We start from the raw sequence: 17,678 nt of genomic DNA on the forward strand, positions 1-17,678 counted from the left end.
GGCGCCAGATTCTTGCTCGTGCCCGTCCGTTGCTGTAGGTGATGTACCTCGGCGACGAAGCCTGGCCGGACCTCGGCACGTACTTCGAGGAGGAGTCGCTGGCGCTCGTACCGCTCGGTTCCACCGAGCAGCACGGCCCGCACCTCCCCGAATCCACCGACCACGTCATCGCGGAGGCGTTCGCCCGTGAGGCCGCCGACCGCACTGGATTCCTCTGTACGCCCACGGTCAACGTCGGCGTGAGCGGCCACCACCGGCAGTTCCACGGGACGATGTGGGTCGAACCGCCGGTGTTCCGGGAGTACGTGGAATCGCTGACGCGGAATCTCACCGCCCACGGCGTCGACCGCGTCGTCTACGTGAACGCGCACGGCGGGAACGTCCCGCACCTCCGCGAGGTCGGCACGCGCCTCCGACAGGACGAGGTGGCGTACGCGATCGAGTGGATGTGGGACGAGAGCATTCCAGACCTCGTCGGCGACCTGTTCGCGCAGAACGGCCCGCACGGCGGCCCGAAGGAGACGTCGATGATTCAGTACCTCGAACCCGAACTGGTCCACGACGACCGCCTCGCGGAAGCGAGGGACGGCGGCGTGGCGAGCGTCGACGAGGCCGACACCGTCATGCACGGCTCGCGGACGTTCTACGACGCCGCGGACAACACCGGCAACGGCGTGCTCGGCGACCAGACCGACGCCAGCGCGGAGAAGGGCGAGCAGTTGTTCGAGGCGGCGACCGAGCAGCTGGTCGCGCTCTGCGAGTGGCTCGACGACCAGGCGTTCGCGGACCTGCTGCCGGAGGACCACGTCTGATGGACGTCGAACCGTTCGAACTGGAGCGGTGGTTCGCCGAGTACGAGCACGACGCGGACGTGATGCTCGCGGAGAGCGGCGTTCGCAGCCTCCCGGCCGACCGCTTCGACACCGACCCCGGCGACCTCGGCTACGTGATTCCGACGGCGGGCGCGCCCGACGTTCGGGAAGCTATCGCAGCCGAGTACGGCCGGAGCGCCGAGGAAGTCGTCTGCACCGTCGGAACCCAAGAAGCGAACTTCCTCGCGTTCCAGTCGCTCCTGTCCCCGGGCGACCACGCCGTCGTCGTCACGCCGACGTACCAGAGCCTCCACGCGGTCCCGGACTCTATCTGCGACGTGACGCGGGTGCCGCTGGACGAACCGGATTGGGCGCTCGACGTGGACGCCGTCGCCGACGCGATTCGGCCCGAGACCGAACTCGTGGTCGTCAACAACCCGAACAACCCGACCGGGAGACGGCACCCCGAGGAGGCGATTCGCGCGCTGTACGACCTCGCCGCGGACGCGGACGCGTACCTGCTCTGCGACGAGGTGTACCGGCTGCTCGCCGAGGACCCGGTGCCGCCGGTCGCGAGCCTGGGCGAGCGCGGCATCAGCACTGCGAGCCTCTCGAAGGCGTACGGGCTCGCGGGCCTCCGGTTCGGGTGGCTCGCCGGTCCGGCAGAGGTGGTCGAGGCGGCGGAGCGCTGGAAGGACTACACGACGATTTCGCCGTCGAAGTTCGGCCAGCACGTCGCCCGGCAGGTCCTCGACGGCGAGGAGGGAGCGCTGCGCTCGGACGCACTCGACCACGTCCGGGAGAACCGCGAGATCACCGCGGAGTGGGCACGCCGACACGGGCTCGACTGGCCCGACCCCGTCGGTTGTAACGTGTTCCTGCGCGTTCCGGACGGCTTCTCGGGCTCCCGAGAGTTCTGTCGGACAGTCGTGGAGGACGCCGGCGTCGTGCTCGCACCCGGAGACTGCTTCTCCACGGGCGGCGAGTCCTACGACGGCTACTTCCGGCTCGGATTCGGGCTGCCCACTGACGAACTCTGGGACGGACTCGCGCGCGTCGACACCGTGCTTTGAGTGGTTCTCACTCGACACGTCTCTGGCCGTCTCCGCGAGTGTGGGGCCCTCTCCCGGCCGGAACGCGTTCCAAACAGTTTATACCCGGCAGGCGTGAATCGCGCCGTATGGCGAAAGAGCAGACGGAAGTCCGTGACCTGCAGGAAGGCAACTACGTGATGATCGAGGACACGCCGTGCAAGATCAACGCCTACAGCACTGCCAAGCCCGGCAAGCACGGCAGCGCGAAGGCCCGCGTCGAGGCGGAGGGCGTCTTCGACGAGAAGAAGCGCAGCTTCAGCCAGCCCGTCGACGCGAAGGTCTGGATCCCCATCATCGAGCGCAAGCAGGGCCAGGTCGTCTCCATGGAGTCCGACACCGTCGCGCAGGTCATGGACCTCGAGACGTACGAGACCGTGACCATGCAGATTCCCGCGGACCTCGACCTCTCCGCGGACGACAACATCGAGTACCTCGAGTTCGAGGGCCAGCGGAAGATCGTCCAGTAACGGATGTTCCCCGGCGCCAGCCCCGTCGACGAGTCCGCCGACGAGCCGTTCGGCGACGCGGACCACGTCGTCGTGGGCGCGCCGCTGGACGTTTCGACCTCGTTCCGTCCGGGCGCGCGCTTCGGCCCGGACCGCATCAGGAAGTTCGCTCGAACGTTCGAGGACTTCCACCCCGCTACGGGGACACACTTCTCCGAGCTACACGTCGCCGACTACGGCGACGTCCACGCGTGGCACGACACCGCCGCGTACCTCGACTACCTCGAAGGCGTGCTGACTGACGTCCGCTGGGCGGACGCCGCCCCGGTAGTGCTCGGCGGCGAGCACACGGTTTCGGTGGCGGGCGTGCGGGCCGCGGAGCCCGACACGTTCGTCGCGCTGGACGCCCACCTCGACCTCCGCGAGGACCTCGACGGCGACGAGCTCAGCCACTCGACGGTCACTCGGCACGCCCTCGACGTCGCCGACGAGGCCGTCGTCGTCGGCGCGCGCTCGGGCAACGAGGCCGAGTGGGAGCGCGCCGCCGAGGGGGACGTCACCGTGCTCTCTCCCGAGGACGCCGCGGACTGGACGCCCGAGGTCGACGACTCGGTGTACCTCTCGGTGGACATCGACGCCGCCGACCCGGCGTACGCGCCCGGGACGGGCACCCCGGAGCCGTTCGGCCTCGACTCCGCGACGATGCGGGACCTCGTCCGCGCGCTCGCGCCACAGGCCGTGGGGTTCGACGTCGTGGAGGTCAACGACCGCGACGACGGGCAGGCCGCGACGCTCGCCGCGAAGCTCGTCCGCGAGTTCGTGCACGCGAACGCGGACGCCTGACGCCCGGTCGGTGCCGTAACGGCCATCTGTCCGCCGTTCGACTGTTCTGGTGTTCGATGCCCTGGACGCCGAGCACGTACGTCGACTACCGGGTGAGCGTCGCCTACGTCGGGACGGTGCTGAAGTACATCGGCGTGACGCCGCTGTTCCCGCTCGCGCTCGCGCTGTACTACGGCGAGGACCCGCTGCCGTTCCTCGCGGGGAGCGTCGTGATGGTCGGCCTGGGCGCGCTGCTCGAACGCGCCGACACCGGCGGCGAGCTCGGCAACCGCGAGGCGTTCCTGCTCGTGAGCCTCTCGTGGCTCGTCGTCCCGCTGGTCGGGACGGTGCCGTACCTCGTCGCCGGCACGGGCACCGTCGCGGCGCCCGTCGACGCGCTGTTCGAGTCGATGAGCGGGTTCACGACGACGGGCGCCACCGTCCTCGGCGTGATCTCCGTCGAGCGGCACGGCCACGCGATGCTGATGTGGCGCCAGCTCACCCAGTGGCTCGGCGGCATGGGCATCCTCGTGCTGATGGTCGCCATCCTGCCGAAGCTCTCGGTCGGCGGTGCGCAGGTCATCAACCAGGAGGCGCCCGGGCTCGACCTGGAGAAGCTCACGCCGCGCATCCAGGAGACCGCCCGCGCGCTGTGGGCCATCTACGCCGCGTTCACGGTGCTCGCGGCCGCCGTCTACTACGCGCTCAACGTCGCCGGGGTCGCGCCCGAGATGGACCTCTACAACGCCGTCGCGCACGCGCTCACGACGCTGCCGACCGGCGGCTTCTCCCCGAAGGGCCGGAGCGTCGAGGCGTTCTCGCCGGTCGTCCAGTGGGCGGTGATTCCGTTCATGCTCGTCGCCGGGACGAACTTCGCGCTGTTCTGGTACGTCCTCGAGGGCGAGCCGGAGCGGCTCACGCGGAACACGGAGTTCCGGTCGTACCTGCTCGCGGTCGTGGGGTTCGGCGCCGTCGTCTCCGCGGTCCTGTTCGCGGGTGTCGGGCTCGCGGAGACGCCGACGAACGTCGGCACCATCCCGGGGAACGTCGAGGACGCGCTCCGGCAGGGGCTCTTCCAGGTGGTCGCCATCGTGACGACCACCGGGTACGCGAGCATGGACTTCAACACGTGGGACGCGTCCGCGCAGACGATTCTGCTGTTCGCGTACTTCCTCGGCGGCTCCGCGGGGTCGGCCGCCGGCTCCATCAAGATCGTGCGCTGGGTGCTCGTCAAGCGCGCCGTCGGCCGGTCGCTGTTCACGTCCGTCCACCCCGACGCAGTCAGGGCGATACGTCTCGAAGACGTCGTCGACGAGGAGACGATCCGTGACGTCCTCGTGTTCGTCCTCCTGTTTCTCGGCCTGTTCGCCGCCTCCACGATGCTGCTGTACCTCGACAGCTTCCGCGCGAGTGAGGTGACGCTGTCCGGGCTGGAGGCGATGAGCGTCGCCATCGCGACGCTCGGGAACATCGGCCCGGGGTTCGGCGTCGTCGGTCCGATGAACAGCTTCGAGCCGTTCACGAACGCCTCGAAGCTCTACATGGTGTTCCTGATGTGGATCGGCCGGCTCGAAGTGCTGTCCGTGCTCGTCATCCTCACGCCGTCGTTCTGGCAGCGGTGACCGAGCCCGGGGATTGGAGCCGCTTCCGGGGAGGGCAATACACTTCCGGCCCCCTCGTGAAGAACACGGGTATGTACGAGTCGGAGGGTCGCCGGTGTACGTCGTAGTCGTCGGCGCCGGCGAGGTCGGGACCGCCATCGCCACCAGTCTCTCCGAGAACCACGACGTCGCCGTCGTCGACACCGACGAGAGCCGCGTGGAGAGTCTCGTGTACGACGCAGACGTGCTCGGCGTCGAGGGCGACGGGACGGACCTCGACGTCCTCGAAGAGGCCAACGTCGAGGACGCCGACATGGTCATCGCGAGCACGGACGCCGACGAGACGAACATCATCGTCTGCAGCACCGCGAAAGCGGTTTCGAGCGCATTCACCATCTCTCGGGTGAAGAGCGCGAAGTACCTCCGGACGTGGCAGCACTCGGATGTCGCGTTCGGCGTCGACCACATGGTCGGCACGAACGTCTTGACTGCGGAGACTATCGTGCGAGTCGTCGGCCTGCCGGCGGCGCGGGACGTCCAGCTGTTCGCGGACGGGCTGGTCCAGATGGCGGAGTTCACGATCCCCGAGTCGAGCCCGGTCGCGGGGATGACCGTCCGGGAGGCCGACCAGTACGACTCCCTGACGTTCGCGGCCGTGCTGGGCGAAGACGACGTGGTCGTCCCGCGCGGGGAGACGGTGCTGTCGGTGGGCGACGCTGTCATCGTCATCGGGAGCCCGGAGAGCGTCCAGACGTTCTCGCACGCGCTCGCACCGGACAGCGACGGCACGCCGAACGTCCTCGTCGTCGGCGGCAGCGACGTCGGCTACCACACCGCCCGCCTGCTACAGGAACGCGGGCTGAAGCCGCGGCTCGTCGAACGGGACCACGACCGGGCCCGCGAACTCGCCGAACTGCTGGAGGGGACGACGGTCCTGGAGAGCGACGCGACCGACCGGGAGTTCCTCGAACGCGAACACATCGAAGCGGTCGACATCGTCGTCACGGTCCTCGAAAACGACGAGAAGAACCTGCTGGCGTCGCTCATCGCGAAGAGCGCCGGTGCGAAGCGCGCCATCGCGGTCGTCGACTCGGCGGAGTACGTCGACCTCTTCGAGACGGTCGGCGTCGACGCGGCGATCAACCCCCGGGAGACGACCGCGGAGGAGATCACGCGGTTCACCCGCGAGCGCCACGCCGAGAACGTCGCCATCATCGAGACCGACCGCGCGGAAGTGCTCGAAATCACGGTCGACGAGGACAGCGTGCTCGCGGGACGGCCGATTCGCGAGTCGATAGCCGACCTTCCGGACGGCGTGGTCGTCGGTGCGATAACCCGGAACGGGGAGTTCGTCGTCCCGCGCGGGGACACCGTCGTCGAGGTCGGCGACCACGTCATCGTGTTCGTCGACGCTGCGTCCCTCGCGGAGGCGACCAGCAAACTGTAGCACGCGGCGACCTCACTCCCGGGGAATCGGCCGAGTCGTTATGTGAGTGGGGTGGGTAGGACGACTATGGTCGAGTCCTCTGACCGCCCGACGCCGCCGGAGGGGCTTCCCGAGGCGGTCGCGTCGGACCTGAGCGACCTGTCGCCCGAGGAGCTTCGGAACGCCGTCGTCTTCGCTCGCGAGCTCCTTCAGCACCACCACGAGGGAGAATCTCCGGTGACGCCTGCTCCTGGGGAGGACATTCTTCGCGTCACCGAGCACGACGGGTACACGGAGGTCGTCAAGCAGTTCGACTGCCCCGAGGGCTGCAGCGACTGCCCGCACGGCCCGTACCTCTACCACGTCACCGAGGAGCCGCAGATCGAGGGCGGAGCGAAGCCCCACTGGTCGTTCCTCGGGCGCGTCGAAGTCGACGAGGAGTGACAGCGGGGAGGCGACCGCGTTAGGGGTCGAGCCCGGAGATCGCGGCGCGGACGAACACGAGCACCGGGATGATTTCGAGGCGGCCGACCCACATGTTGAGGACGAACATGGCCTCGGCGAGCCGCGACATCGCCGGCCCGGTGATGCCCGAGGAGAGCCCGACGTTGCCCTGCGCGCTCGCCACCTCGAAGAGTGCGTCGGCGTACGTGAAGTCGGGGCCGGCGACGTTGACGAGCACGACGCTGCTGGCGACGAGGACGAGGAGCCACAGCAGCGTGACGATGGCGGCCTCGCCGAACTCCTGTTCCATCGCCTCGCGGTCGAGCGTGCGGTCGCCGATGCGCGCGGTGACGACCGCGTTCTTCGGGAGGAACACGCGGGAGAACTGCCAGATGATGCCGCGCGCGATGGTGTACCCGCGGATGATCTTGATGCCGCCGACGGTGGACCCGGCGGCGCCGCCGAGCACCATCGCGCCGACGACCAGCAGCTTCGCGCCGGCGAGCCAGCGGCCGATGGGCGCCGACTGGAAGCCCGTGCAGGTCAGCGCGCTCACCCACTGGAACGTCGAGTCCCGGGCGGCGTCGAGCTGCGCGGCGTCGAGGCTCGGCGCGGGAAACGGCAGGAACGACTGCGTGGCGAACGCGCCGGGCGCCGAGGGGACTGTCAGGACGTTCTGGAGCGAGAGGACCCCGACGCCGAGCGCGAGCAGGACGAACAGCCAGCGCGTCTGGAGGTCCGCCGCGAGCTCGCTCAGCTCCCGGTCGCGGAGGACGACGTAGTGGACGGGGAACGCGATGGCGCCGAGAATCATGATTGGGAGGAGGACGGTCTCGACGAGCGGGGAGTTGTACGTCGCGATGGAGTTGTCCGTGACGGAGAACCCGCCCGTGGTGAGCCCGGTCATCGCGTGGTTGAGCGCCTGCCACGCGGTCTCCCACACGGTGAGTGACTCGGCGTACTCGCTGGTGCTCGCGCGGATGGCGCCGAACAGCAGGACGAACGCGAGGACGGTGTACCCGACGACGAGCTTCCAGACCGTGCGGACGGTGGAGACGACGCTCGGGTGAATCTTCTCCTCGCGGGCCTCGCTCTGGTAGAGCGCGTAGCTCCCGCTACCGGGCCGGGCGAGGATCGAGACGGTGAGGACGATGACGCCGACGCCGCCGACCCACTGGATGAACGACCGCCACCACTGGACGGCGTGCGGCAGCGACGGCTCGTGGACCGCCATCGTCAGGCCGCTGCCTGTCCACCCGCTCATACTCTCGAAGAACGCGTGCAGCGGGTCGCGGAAGTACGCGAGACTCGACAGCGTCGTCGTGCCGCCGACGGCGATCGGGTCCCACGTGCTCGTGTCGGTGGCTGCCGGGACGAACGTGTCCATGACCGCGGGCGGCGTCAGCCACGCGGTCAGCAGGAACGGGAGCGCGCCGAAGACGGCCACCATCAGCCACCCGCCGGCGGCGATGACCATCCCGTGTTTCATCTTCGGGTCCGGGGCGTCGGCGAACCGCTGGTTGGCGAGGCCGCCGAGGCCGGCCGTGACGCCGCCCGCGACGAGGAACCCGAGCGCGGCGTGGAACTCCCGGAATCCGAGCGCGATGACGGTGGTGACGGTCATCAGCCCGGCCTCCATCAGCAGCAGCGAGCCGACGTCCCGGAGGATGATTTCGAGGTCCGTCGGGAGCAGGCCGTCGTTCCGGCGGGGCATCTTAGCGGTCCTCGGCGCCTCTGAACACGGCGGTCACGTCCTCGGTCGCTCCCTCGCCGGAGTAGACCGTGAGCAGGTCGTCGGCCTCGATGCGCGTGCCCCCGCGCGGCGTGATCGGGTCGCCCTCGCCGTCGCGCTCGACGGCGACGATGAGCATCTGGGGGCCGATGAGGTTCTCCCGGTCGGCCTCCTTCAGGGTCTTTTCCGCGATTGGCGCGCCTTCCTCGACGACGATTTCGAACACCTCCGCCTCTTCGCCGATCTGCATGAAGTCCACGATAGAGGGGTTCTTCACCGCGCGGTAGAGGTACTCGGCGATGAGACTCTGGGGGTTCTGCATGGTGTTGACGCCGATCTGCCGGAAGAGGTTCATGTGCTCGGGGTTGTGGACGACCGAGACGATCTGGGGGACGTCGAATTCCTGGGCGAGCAGGCAGACCATCACGTTCGCGGCGTCCCGGTCGGTCGTCGAGATGAGCGCGTCCGCGCGGTCGGCGCCCGCGTCCTGTAGGGTCTCCTTGGAGGTGGCGTCGTCGTTGATCACGAGGCAGTCGTACTGCCGGGACGCGCGTTCGGCGCGCTCGGCGTCGCGCTCGATGACGACGACCTCGTTGCCGCCCCGCGTGGCGGTATCGATGAGCGGCGTGCCGATGTCGCCGGCACCGACGATGACGATGTACATTCGGTGTTCCTGTTCAAATCCGACGATTGAAAGGCTATCGTTCGTACTGCGGTCGGCTCTCCCGCGCCGACGCCTAGAAGTTCCCGGCGCGCACGCTACTCGAACATGGACCTCTCGGACATCACTGCGGAGTACGGCCAGCGACTGCGCGTCGACGACTACGAGGACGCCGCGACGAACGGCCTGCAGGTCGGCCCGGAGGACGCCGACGTCGAGCGCGTGGCGTTCGCGGTGGACGCCGCGGTCGCGACCATCGAGGACGCCGTGGAGTGGGGGGCGGACCTGCTGGTCGTCCACCACGGCCTCGTCTGGGGCGGGCTGGATTCGGTGACGGGCCGCGAGTACGAGCGCGTGCGGCGGCTCGTGGACGCCGACTGCGCGCTGTACGCCGCGCACCTGCCGCTGGACGGCCACCCCGAGCTCGGGAACGGCGCGGGCGTCGCGGACCTGCTCGGGTTGGAGAACCGCGCGCCGTTCGGCGCACACGCCGGCGAACACGTCGGCACCCGGGGGACCGCGACCTCGGGCTTCACGGCCGAGGAGCTCCGGGAGGCGCTGGCGGCCGAACTCGACCCCGAGAACGGCGTGCAGGTGCTGGACTTCGGGCCGGAGACGCTGGAGGACGTCGCCATCGTCACCGGCAGCGGCGCGGACTGGATCCGGGAGGCCGAGGCCGACGGCGTGGACGCGTTCGTCACCGGCGAGGGCAAGCAGAAGCTCTACCACGAGGCCCGCGAAGCCGGAATCTCGGTGTTCCTCGCGGGCCACTACGCGACGGAGACACTGGGCGTGCGCGCCCTCCGGGACGTCGCCGACGACTGGGACCTGGAGACGACGTTCCTCGACCACCCGACCGGGCTCTGAGCCGCGCGGCCGTCGCGTCGATACCCCGAACGTCCAACCGGCGAGACTCGCCGCGAGACAGTATCACGAGCGAAAATCGGGGGCCAACCCTTTTGTCTCGTCCCGGAGACGAGAGGGAGGAAGATGGGGTTAGCCCGCCAGTTCGAACGAGTCAGGGGGAGTTACGCCGCGAAGCTCGCGGTGGCGCTGCTCGTCGTCGTCGCCATCGCGGTCGGCGTCGGCGCGATGGTGTACCAGCAGACGAACGACCAGCTGCAGGACGACGTGCGCACGGAGCTGTCCGCGAACGCGGACGCTCGCGCCGCACAACTGGACGCGTTCCTCGACAACGTGCGCGGCCAGACGCGGCTCGCGTCCACGCGGCCGGCGCTGTCGTCCGGCGACAACACTCGAATCGCGGGGTTCCTCGACGACCTCGCGGCCAGCGACTCGCTGCCCGAGGGCGTCACCGCGGTCCACTACTACGACGCCGCCGAGGGCCGCATCGTCGAGAGTTCCAGCGACGACGCGGTCGGCGCGGACGCCGCCGAGCGCGGCGAGGCGTACGCCACCGACCCGCCCGCGTTCGAGGGCACAGACGACGTCGCGGTGACGGCGCCGTACGAGGTCGCGGGCGCGGATTCGCCGGTCGTCGCGGTGCTGTCGCCGGTCGAGGGCGCGTCGGAGAAGCACCTCGTCTACGTGGTGAGCGTGAACGCGCTCACGAGCGGGTTCGGCGAGGTCGTCGACGGCAGCCACACCGTCGTCGTGAACAGCGAGGGGACGAACGTCGCGCACACGGACGCCTCGCAGGTGCTCGCGAGCCACGACGGCAGCGAGTCGATGCTCGAACGCTCGCTGTCGGAGTCGACGTTCGTGAACAACGGCGGCACCGTGATGGCGGCCGCGCCCGTCGCCGGCGCGGACTGGACGGTGATGGTGCACGCGCCCGCGAGCCAGGCGTTCGCGCTCGGCGACTACGTCGCGTCCAGCGTCGTCGGGCTCATCCTCCTCACGGTGGTGAGCCTCGCGCTCGTCGGCGTGACGCTCGGGTCGACGACCGTGATCTCGCTGCGCCAGCTGTCGGCGCGCGCCGACGAGATGGCCGACGGCGACCTCGACACCACCATCGAGACCAACCGGAACGACGAGTTCGGGACGCTCGCCGGATCGTTCCGTCGGATGCGTGACTCGCTGTCGGCGTCCCTGACCGACGCCGAGGCCGCGAAGGCGGACGCGGAGGCGGCCCGCGAGGAGGCCGAGGCCCAGCGCGAGGAAGCCGAGCGAGCCCGCCAGGCCGCACAGGAGACGGCTCGCGCGCTGGAATCGGCGGCCGCGGACTACGACGACGCGATGACGGCGGTCGCCGGCGGCGACCTGACGCGGCGCGTCGACGCGGACCGCGAGCACGACGCGATGGCGCGGGTCGGCCGGTCGCTGAACGCGATGCTCGACGACATCGAGGACAGCGTCGCCGCCGCGTCGTCGTTCGCGGACCACGTCTCGACGGCGGCCACGCGGGTCGACGACGGCGCGACGGACGCGATGGACGCCAGCGCGGACGTCTCCGGCGCCGTGGACGAGATTTCGGACGGCGCGACCGAGCAGACCGAGCGCCTCCACGAGGTCGCGGGCGAGGTCGACGACCTCTCCGCGAGCGCCGAGGAGGTCGCCGAGACGGTCGCGTCGCTGGCCGACACCGCGGGGCAGGCGGCGGACGCGGTCGAGGACGGACAGGACGCCGCGGACGACGCGGTCGCGACGATGGACGAGGTCGCCGAGGAGGCCGCGGCGGCCGCGGACGCGATGGACGACCTCGACGGCGAGATGGACGACGTGGGCGAGGTCGTCGACGTCATCGCGGACATCGCCGAGCAGACGAACATGCTCGCGCTGAACGCGTCCATCGAGGCCGCACGCACTGGCGCGGAGGGCGACGGCTTCGCGGTGGTCGCCGACGAGGTCAAGAGCCTCGCGGAGGAGTCCCACGCCGCCGCCCAGGACGTCGAGGACCGCCTCGTGGACCTCCAGGAGCAGGTGAGCGAGGTCGCCGACGAGATGCGGGAGACCAGCGGCCACGTCGCGGACGGCCGCGCGACGGTCGACGAGACCGCCGAGGCGCTCGACGACGTCGTGGAGTTCGTCGCGCAGACGGACTCCGCCGCGGGCGAGATCCGGGACGCCACCGACCGACAGGCCGAGGCCGCCTCCCGGGTGGCGTCGGCGGTCGACGAGGTCGCGAGCATCAGCGAGGAGACCGCCGCGCAGTCGACGGACGTCGCGGACGCGGCGGACGAGCAGACGGAGACGCTCTCGGAGGTCGGGGACGCCGCCGCCGAGCTCGCGGAGCGCGCGGTCACCCTGGAGGACCTGCTCTCGGACTTCGACGCCCGCGGCGACGGGGGTGAGCTGCAGTGACGCCCGAGACGTGGTTCTGGGTGGGCGCCGTCGGCATGGCCCTCGGCACGCTGTTCCCGATTCGGGACGCGATTCGGAACCCCAGCCACCGCCGCTTCGACGCCGTGCTCGCGGGCGTCACCGGCATCGCCGCGGTCGCGTACGCGCTGATGGCGCTCGGCGTCGGCTCGCTCGTCGTGGACGGCGTGACCGTCCAGCTCGCGCGGTACGCCGACTGGCTGGCGACGACGCCGCTGCTCGTGCTCTACCTCGCGATGCTGTCGCGGCCGAGCCGGCGGGCGTACGTCGCGCTCGTCGCCGTCGACGTCGTCGTCATCGCGGCCGGCGTCGGCGCCGCGCTCGTGCCGGCGCCCGAGAAGTGGGCGTTCTACGCGGTCGGCTGCGTCGCGTACGCCGGGCTGCTGTACGGCCTGCTGTACACGCTGCCCGCGGCGCTCGGCGGGGACGCGGACCCGCGCGTCGACGCGACGTTCACGACGCTGCGGAACCTCACCGTCGTGCTGTGGACGCTGTACCCGGTCGTGTGGGTGCTCGCGCCGACCGGCGTCGGCGTCCTCCAGCCGGAGATGGAGGCCATCGTCGTGGTCTATCTCGACTTCATCAGCAAGGTCGGGTTCGTCGCGTTCGCGGTGCTCGGCGCGGACGCCATCGACCGCGTGGCCGCTCCCGCGAGCGAGCGCTCGGACGCGCCTGCGTCGTCGGGGACGGTGGAGGCGCCCGCCGTGGACGACGACTGACGAAACCCTTCTTCGTCACGTGGCGTCCTTCCGGCGAAAATTATCCAATCACGCGCGCTGTTGTCGTTTTCCGACGACCGGCGGGTGTCCGTTCTGGCCGTGGAAAGGGAGAGTTAAGTAGCCGAATCGCAACCCTCGCAACGTACGACTGGCGCGCGGGAGCACTCAAAGTATGAGAGACGAATACGACTTACTCATCGTCGGCGGAGGTATCAGCGGGGCTTCGCTGCTGTACACGGCCGCGAAGTTCACGGACATCGAGGACATCGCGCTCGTGGAGAAAGAAGACGAGATCGCGGCTATCAACTCCCACAGCACGAACAACTCCCAGACCCTCCACTTCGGGGACATCGAGACGAACTACACCCTGGAGAAGGCCGAGGAAGTCAAGGAGGGCGCGGAGCTGCTCGCCGGCTACCTCGAGAACGTCGACGCCGACCGCGAGATGCACAGCAAGCGCTCGAAGATGGTCCTCGGGGTCGGCGACGAGGAGGTCCAGAAGCTCGAGTCCCGCTACCACGAGGAGGGCTTCGGCGACCTCTACCCGAAGCTGCGGGCCATCGGCCGCGAGGAGATCGCCGACCTCGAACCGAAGGTCGTCGAGGGCCGGGACCCCGGCAAGGAGATGCTCGCGCTCCAGACGCCGGACGGCTACGTCGTCGACTACGGCATGACCGCGCAGTCGTTCGTCGAGGAGGCCGAGGAGGTCGACGGCGTCGACGTCTACACCGGCACCGAGGTCGAGGAGATCAACGACACCGGCGACGAGTTCCTCGTGGAGACCGACGACGGCTGGTTTGAGAGCGATGTCGCGGTCGTCGCCGCGGGCTCGCACAGCCTCCAGATCGCCAAGGAGATGGGCTACGGCGAGAACATGAGCCTGCTCCCGGTCGCGGGTAGCTTCTTCCTGGCGGAGGACTTCCTCAACGGGAAGGTGTACACCCTCCAGATGAAGAAGCTCCCGTTCGCCGCCGTCCACGGCGACGCCGACGTCCACGACGCCTCCATCACGCGCTTCGGCCCGACCGCGAAGCTCGTGCCGACGCTCGAACGCGGCCGCATCGAGACGGTCGGCGACTTCTTCGACGTGTTCGGGCTGAACGTCGACTCGTTCCTGAGCTACGCGAACATCCTCGCGGACCGCATCCTCTTCCCGTACGTCGTCCGCAACCTCGTCTACGACGTCCCCGAGATCGGGAAGCGCACGTTCCTCCCCGAGGTCCAGAAGGTCGTCCCGAGCGCGACGCTCGACGACATCGAGCGCGCGAAGGGCTACGGCGGCGTCCGCCCGCAGATCGTCGACACCGAGGCGAAGTCCCTCGACATGGGCGAAGCCAAGATCACGGGCGACGGCGTCATCTTCAACATCACGCCCTCGCCGGGCGCCTCCACGTGCCTGAAGAACGCGATGCGGGACACCGAACAGCTCCTGGAGTTCTTCGACGACGACCACGAGTTCGACGAGGAGGCGTTCCGCGACGCCACTATCGAGAACTTCCCGCGCGGCGACGCCGAGGACGCCACCGCAGAGGCCGACGACTGACCGGCTCCGCGTCGCGTCGTCCGCGCGTTTGCGCTAGTGTTCTGCCCGCGATTCTGGGCGACCCGACTGGGTTCGAGACACGGTCGCCGTTCGTCACTGACTGACTCGCGTCCACTTCGAGCACCGGAATCGCACAGGAACATTTATTACATTCCTCGTCGCAGTAGGGGACACGTCATGTCGGTCGTACCTGTACGCGAGTAACTCCTTCCCGGCCGTACAGCCTTCAGACCGACTCTACCCGCACCCCAAACGTGAGCACACACACCACACGGACGACCGAACCGGAACCGAACACCGAGACGCGGCCGGAACCGTCACCCGCAGAGACCGCCCCGCGGGCGACGCTGTCGGCGGACGACGGCGCGGACCGAACGCACGACGACCTCCCCGGGTCGTGGGTCGCACGGTGTCAGTCCCAGTTCGACGCGGGACACCGCGACCGCCTCCGCAATCTCGCCGACGACGCGAACCACGCGATGCCGGACGGCGTCTGACTGCCTCGCTCCCGCTGCGTTCCGCCGGCGAGCGACCACGCTCGGAATCCTCTTGTCCGTGGCCCCAGTACGTCTACGCGGCCGATGACGACGCCACCGGGCCGACCCGGGGTGGCTCCCGCGGGACGACGAGCCCTATGAGTACCGAGGCCAGCCTTCTACACCGACGTTCCGAACGGCGGTCGTCACTGAGCCGCGCCGCTACCATCTGGTGGCAGCCACGGCTGGCGAACGGTGGCTCCCCGGTGAGGCCGACAGTTCGTCGGGGAGTGCGCCCCGCGACTCGGACTGGTTCCCGGTCGACGCAGACCCGAACACGTCGGTCTGGAACGTCCGGTTGTAGGAGAGGAACTCCAGGGGGAGCGTCCGCTCGACGCCGCCGTACCGGACCGTCGCGTCGAACGCGACGGACATCCGCGTCGTCTGGTCGTTCCGCAGGTGGGTCACCCACCACTCGTCCAGCTTCGAGTTGTCGATGAACGCGCGGGCTTCGAGCGTCCGCGTGCTCTCCGCCGGGATTACCGTCTGCTCGGCGGCCTGGCCGGTCCCGACGACGACGCCGTTCATCCGGACGGTGTACTGGACCTCGGTGACCGGGACGGGGACCGGGAGCGAGTTCGTCACCGTGGCCGACGCGTTGACGGGCGTCCGTTCGGTGGTCGCCTGCCCCCACTGCGCGTTCGTCTCGTTGACGACGAAGACCGTCCGGCCGTACGCCGAGAACCGGCGCGTCTCCTCCGTCTGGAGCGGTGCGAGCAGGTCGGTCTGGAACGTCCGGTTCCGGGTCAGGGACTCCGCCGGCAGCTTCACGCCGGCGAAGCGGACCACGACGGACGGGTCGACCGTGACGGTCGTCGTCTCGTCGTTGTTCACGTGCGTCACCCACCACTCCGGAATCCGGTCGTTGTTCACCCACGTCGACGTCGTGAGGGTGTCGTCGTCGCCGAGGCTCACCCGCTTCTCCTCCTCCGTGGCGAAGACGACGTCGTTCAGCGCGACCGTGTACTTGACGTTCGCCGCGCTGTCGGCGACCCCGAGCAACCACGGGTTGTCGACCGTGATCTCCGTCTCGACCTCGGTGCGGTTCTCCTCGACGGTCCCCCACTCGTTGTCGACAGACTCGACGCTCGGCCGCTCGAAGACGAGGAACCCGTAGACCGCTGCCACGACCAGGAATCCGACCAAGACGAGAACGGCGACCCGCCTCCGGTTGAGGTTCATATCGTGCCCAGCCTAGGCCGTGGATGTGCTTCCGTGACCTCGTGGCAGCGGAAAGCCACTTATTCCCGGGAGAGCGGCGGCTCGGGAGCTACGCCGCTGGCTCGAACGCCACCCGACGAGCCGCGGCTCCCGCTCACTCCCCGTGCGGGTGTTCCTCCATGTACTCCCGGAGGTGCTCGCTGGCGTCGTCCACGGACGACTGCGTCTCCGGGTCTTCAATCTCTCCTTCGAGGGATTCGAGCTTGTCCCGGACCTCCGCGATGCGGTCGACCGTCGAGTCCGAGCCGTCGCGAGTCGTGTCCCGCTCGTCCTCGCTTCCGATGCCGCTCAACAGCGAGTCTAGTTGCGTGTGGACCGGCCCGGACGCCCGTTCGCTGGCCCGGCGGAGGTTCGTGCGCGCGAGTTCGAGGTGGTCCATGTCGTCGTGTTCGCGCCAGACTCGGAAAGTCGTGCGGCCGGCGAGCGAAGGCGTGGGGGTGAACGGGCGGCTTCGGGCCGCGTTCAGAGGTAGGAGTCGTCGTAGGACTGGTCGGACCGCGCGGCGTGAGCGTTCCCGCACTCGGGGCAGTTCAGCCGCTCGGTGTCGTCCATCGTGACGTCCAGCGACCCGCAGTTCCCGCAGTAGAAGCCGTACTGCTCGTCGCGGCTCTCGTCGGTGTACGCGGCGAAGAACGGCGCTTCCGTCCCCGACTCGTGCTCCTCGCGTGAGACGACTACCCGCTGGCCGTCCTCGGTCGTCGCCGTCGTCGTCTCGCCCTCTGTCTCCGTCCCGGGGAGGTCCATGTCGGCGGGCGTCTCGCGCTCGCCGTGCTCGTCGTCGGTCTCCACGTCCGCCGACGACGCCACGTACACGCGCTCGACGAGCGACTCGTCGCCGACCTCGACCTCGCGCTCGTCGGCCTGCTCGAGGCCGAACCGCTCGAAGAACTGCGGGCCCTCCGTGTTCGCCTCCAGCGTGGTCGCCCGGACCTCCGAGGCGCCCGCGTCTTCGAGCGCGTCGCGCATCGACTCGAACAGCTCCGTCCCGATACCCTTCCCGCGGTGCTCGGGGTCGACGAACAACCACCGCAGTTCGCCCCACTCGCCGTCGAGTTGACCCTCGACGTACCCGACGACGGTCTCCGTCTCGACGTCCTCGCTGGTCTCCGCGACGCGCACGAGCGTCTCTTCGCTGTCGAGCTTCTCGGTGACGGCGTCCTCGTCGAACCCGGCCTCGGCGATTCGCTCGATCTGCTGGGGGCTGAGGCTGAACGACGTCGTCATCGAACTCTCGACGAGTTCGCCGATTCGCTCCGCGTCGGCCGCCGAGGGTTCTCGAAGTGTCATGTCGTATCGTTCGACGGTATCACGGATAAGCAACCGGGCAGCACACGTAGTG

17 protein-coding genes are annotated in these 17,678 nt (G+C 69.3%); 12 read left to right on the forward strand and 5 right to left on the reverse strand.

Features of this window, described 5'->3' with window-relative positions; all coding sequences use genetic code 11:
* Positions 1 to 41 precede the first annotated feature (41 nt).
* The 7 genes from G9C83_RS10400 to G9C83_RS10430 all read left to right on the forward strand — a co-directional run bounded on the left by G9C83_RS10400 (position 42) and on the right by G9C83_RS10430 (position 6,645).
* Entirely contained in the window at positions 42 to 812 is a 771-nt protein-coding gene (locus G9C83_RS10400; RefSeq protein ID WP_167246075.1) for a creatininase family protein, read from the forward strand.
* Positions 812 to 1,885 carry an aminotransferase class I/II-fold pyridoxal phosphate-dependent enzyme gene (locus G9C83_RS10405; RefSeq protein ID WP_167246076.1) on the forward strand — a complete coding sequence of 358 codons (1,074 nt, stop codon included), beginning with the start codon at positions 812 to 814 and terminating at the stop codon, positions 1,883 to 1,885. The genes G9C83_RS10400 and G9C83_RS10405 overlap by 1 nt, the downstream gene beginning before the upstream one ends.
* Before the next feature lie 107 nt (positions 1,886 to 1,992).
* Positions 1,993 to 2,373: a translation initiation factor IF-5A gene (locus G9C83_RS10410; RefSeq protein WP_167246077.1), complete on the forward strand. Its 381-nt coding sequence runs from the start codon at positions 1,993 to 1,995 to the stop codon at positions 2,371 to 2,373.
* 3 nt (positions 2,374 to 2,376) lie between these two features.
* Entirely contained in the window at positions 2,377 to 3,195 is an 819-nt protein-coding gene (gene speB / locus G9C83_RS10415) for an agmatinase (protein WP_167246078.1), read from the forward strand.
* 56 nt (positions 3,196 to 3,251) lie between these two features.
* Positions 3,252 to 4,796, forward strand: a complete 1,545-nt coding sequence (locus tag G9C83_RS10420) for a TrkH family potassium uptake protein (protein WP_167246079.1) — start codon at positions 3,252 to 3,254, stop codon at positions 4,794 to 4,796.
* 94 nt (positions 4,797 to 4,890) lie between these two features.
* Positions 4,891 to 6,222, forward strand: a complete 1,332-nt coding sequence (trkA, locus tag G9C83_RS10425) for a Trk system potassium transporter TrkA (RefSeq protein ID WP_167246080.1) — start codon at positions 4,891 to 4,893, stop codon at positions 6,220 to 6,222.
* 66 nt (positions 6,223 to 6,288) lie between these two features.
* Positions 6,289 to 6,645, forward strand: coding sequence for a hypothetical protein (locus G9C83_RS10430; protein ID WP_167246081.1), 357 nt, complete (start codon positions 6,289 to 6,291; stop codon positions 6,643 to 6,645).
* 19 nt (positions 6,646 to 6,664) lie between these two features.
* Here G9C83_RS10430 and G9C83_RS10435 read toward each other — a convergent pair whose 3' ends face one another.
* Both G9C83_RS10435 and G9C83_RS10440 read right to left on the reverse strand, forming a co-directional pair.
* Positions 6,665 to 8,359 (reverse strand): potassium transporter TrkG, encoded by a 1,695-nt coding sequence (locus G9C83_RS10435; RefSeq protein WP_167246082.1) that lies wholly within the window; start codon positions 8,357 to 8,359, stop codon positions 6,665 to 6,667.
* A 1-nt stretch (position 8,360) separates the two neighbouring features.
* Positions 8,361 to 9,041: a TrkA family potassium uptake protein gene (locus G9C83_RS10440; protein ID WP_167246083.1), complete on the reverse strand. Its 681-nt coding sequence runs from the start codon at positions 9,039 to 9,041 to the stop codon at positions 8,361 to 8,363.
* Positions 9,042 to 9,146: 105 nt separating this feature from the next.
* Here G9C83_RS10440 and G9C83_RS10445 point away from each other — a divergent pair, with 105 nt between their 5' ends.
* The 5 genes from G9C83_RS10445 to G9C83_RS10465 all read left to right on the forward strand — a co-directional run bounded on the left by G9C83_RS10445 (position 9,147) and on the right by G9C83_RS10465 (position 15,079).
* Positions 9,147 to 9,905, forward strand: a complete 759-nt coding sequence (locus G9C83_RS10445; protein WP_167246084.1) for a Nif3-like dinuclear metal center hexameric protein — start codon at positions 9,147 to 9,149, stop codon at positions 9,903 to 9,905.
* A gap of 123 nt (positions 9,906 to 10,028) precedes the next feature.
* On the forward strand, positions 10,029 to 12,302 hold the full coding sequence (locus G9C83_RS10450) for a methyl-accepting chemotaxis protein (RefSeq protein WP_167246085.1): 2,274 nt from the start codon (positions 10,029 to 10,031) through the stop codon (positions 12,300 to 12,302).
* On the forward strand, positions 12,299 to 13,039 hold the full coding sequence (locus tag G9C83_RS10455; protein WP_167246086.1) for a bacteriorhodopsin: 741 nt from the start codon (positions 12,299 to 12,301) through the stop codon (positions 13,037 to 13,039). The genes G9C83_RS10450 and G9C83_RS10455 overlap by 4 nt, the downstream gene beginning before the upstream one ends.
* Before the next feature lie 172 nt (positions 13,040 to 13,211).
* Positions 13,212 to 14,582 (forward strand): FAD-dependent oxidoreductase, encoded by a 1,371-nt coding sequence (locus G9C83_RS10460; RefSeq protein ID WP_167246087.1) that lies wholly within the window; start codon positions 13,212 to 13,214, stop codon positions 14,580 to 14,582.
* A gap of 254 nt (positions 14,583 to 14,836) precedes the next feature.
* Positions 14,837 to 15,079: a hypothetical protein gene (locus tag G9C83_RS10465; RefSeq protein ID WP_167246088.1), complete on the forward strand. Its 243-nt coding sequence runs from the start codon at positions 14,837 to 14,839 to the stop codon at positions 15,077 to 15,079.
* 201 nt (positions 15,080 to 15,280) lie between these two features.
* Here G9C83_RS10465 and G9C83_RS10470 read toward each other — a convergent pair whose 3' ends face one another.
* From G9C83_RS10470 to G9C83_RS10480, 3 genes are all read right to left on the reverse strand, one after another.
* Entirely contained in the window at positions 15,281 to 16,264 is a 984-nt protein-coding gene (locus G9C83_RS10470; RefSeq protein ID WP_243838024.1) for an LEA type 2 family protein, read from the reverse strand.
* A 169-nt stretch (positions 16,265 to 16,433) separates the two neighbouring features.
* Positions 16,434 to 16,718 carry a hypothetical protein gene (locus G9C83_RS10475; RefSeq protein WP_167246090.1) on the reverse strand — a complete coding sequence of 95 codons (285 nt, stop codon included), beginning with the start codon at positions 16,716 to 16,718 and terminating at the stop codon, positions 16,434 to 16,436.
* An 83-nt stretch (positions 16,719 to 16,801) separates the two neighbouring features.
* Positions 16,802 to 17,626 carry a GNAT family N-acetyltransferase gene (locus G9C83_RS10480; protein ID WP_167246091.1) on the reverse strand — a complete coding sequence of 275 codons (825 nt, stop codon included), beginning with the start codon at positions 17,624 to 17,626 and terminating at the stop codon, positions 16,802 to 16,804.
* Positions 17,627 to 17,678: the final 52 nt, after the last annotated feature.

Source organism: Halobacterium sp. R2-5, assembly GCF_011734195.1.
Classification (GTDB): domain Archaea; phylum Halobacteriota; class Halobacteria; order Halobacteriales; family Halobacteriaceae; genus Halobacterium.

Bases quoted from the DNA above. Each gene is read 5' to 3' on its own strand.
- G9C83_RS10400 (WP_167246075.1), top strand. From the start codon at position 42: ATGTACCTCGGCGACGAAGCCTGGCCGGACCTCGGCACGTACTTCGAG.
- G9C83_RS10405 (WP_167246076.1), top strand. From the start codon at position 812: ATGGACGTCGAACCGTTCGAACTGGAGCGGTGGTTCGCCGAGTACGAG.
- G9C83_RS10410 (WP_167246077.1), top strand. From the start codon at position 1,993: ATGGCGAAAGAGCAGACGGAAGTCCGTGACCTGCAGGAAGGCAACTAC.
- speB (WP_167246078.1), top strand. From the start codon at position 2,377: ATGTTCCCCGGCGCCAGCCCCGTCGACGAGTCCGCCGACGAGCCGTTC.
- G9C83_RS10420 (WP_167246079.1), top strand. From the start codon at position 3,252: ATGCCCTGGACGCCGAGCACGTACGTCGACTACCGGGTGAGCGTCGCC.
- G9C83_RS10430 (WP_167246081.1), top strand. From the start codon at position 6,289: ATGGTCGAGTCCTCTGACCGCCCGACGCCGCCGGAGGGGCTTCCCGAG.
- G9C83_RS10435 (WP_167246082.1), bottom strand. From the start codon at position 8,359: ATGCCCCGCCGGAACGACGGCCTGCTCCCGACGGACCTCGAAATCATC.
- G9C83_RS10440 (WP_167246083.1), bottom strand. From the start codon at position 9,041: ATGTACATCGTCATCGTCGGTGCCGGCGACATCGGCACGCCGCTCATC.
- G9C83_RS10445 (WP_167246084.1), top strand. From the start codon at position 9,147: ATGGACCTCTCGGACATCACTGCGGAGTACGGCCAGCGACTGCGCGTC.
- G9C83_RS10450 (WP_167246085.1), top strand. From the start codon at position 10,029: ATGGGGTTAGCCCGCCAGTTCGAACGAGTCAGGGGGAGTTACGCCGCG.
- G9C83_RS10460 (WP_167246087.1), top strand. From the start codon at position 13,212: ATGAGAGACGAATACGACTTACTCATCGTCGGCGGAGGTATCAGCGGG.
- G9C83_RS10475 (WP_167246090.1), bottom strand. From the start codon at position 16,718: ATGGACCACCTCGAACTCGCGCGCACGAACCTCCGCCGGGCCAGCGAA.
- G9C83_RS10480 (WP_167246091.1), bottom strand. From the start codon at position 17,626: ATGACACTTCGAGAACCCTCGGCGGCCGACGCGGAGCGAATCGGCGAA.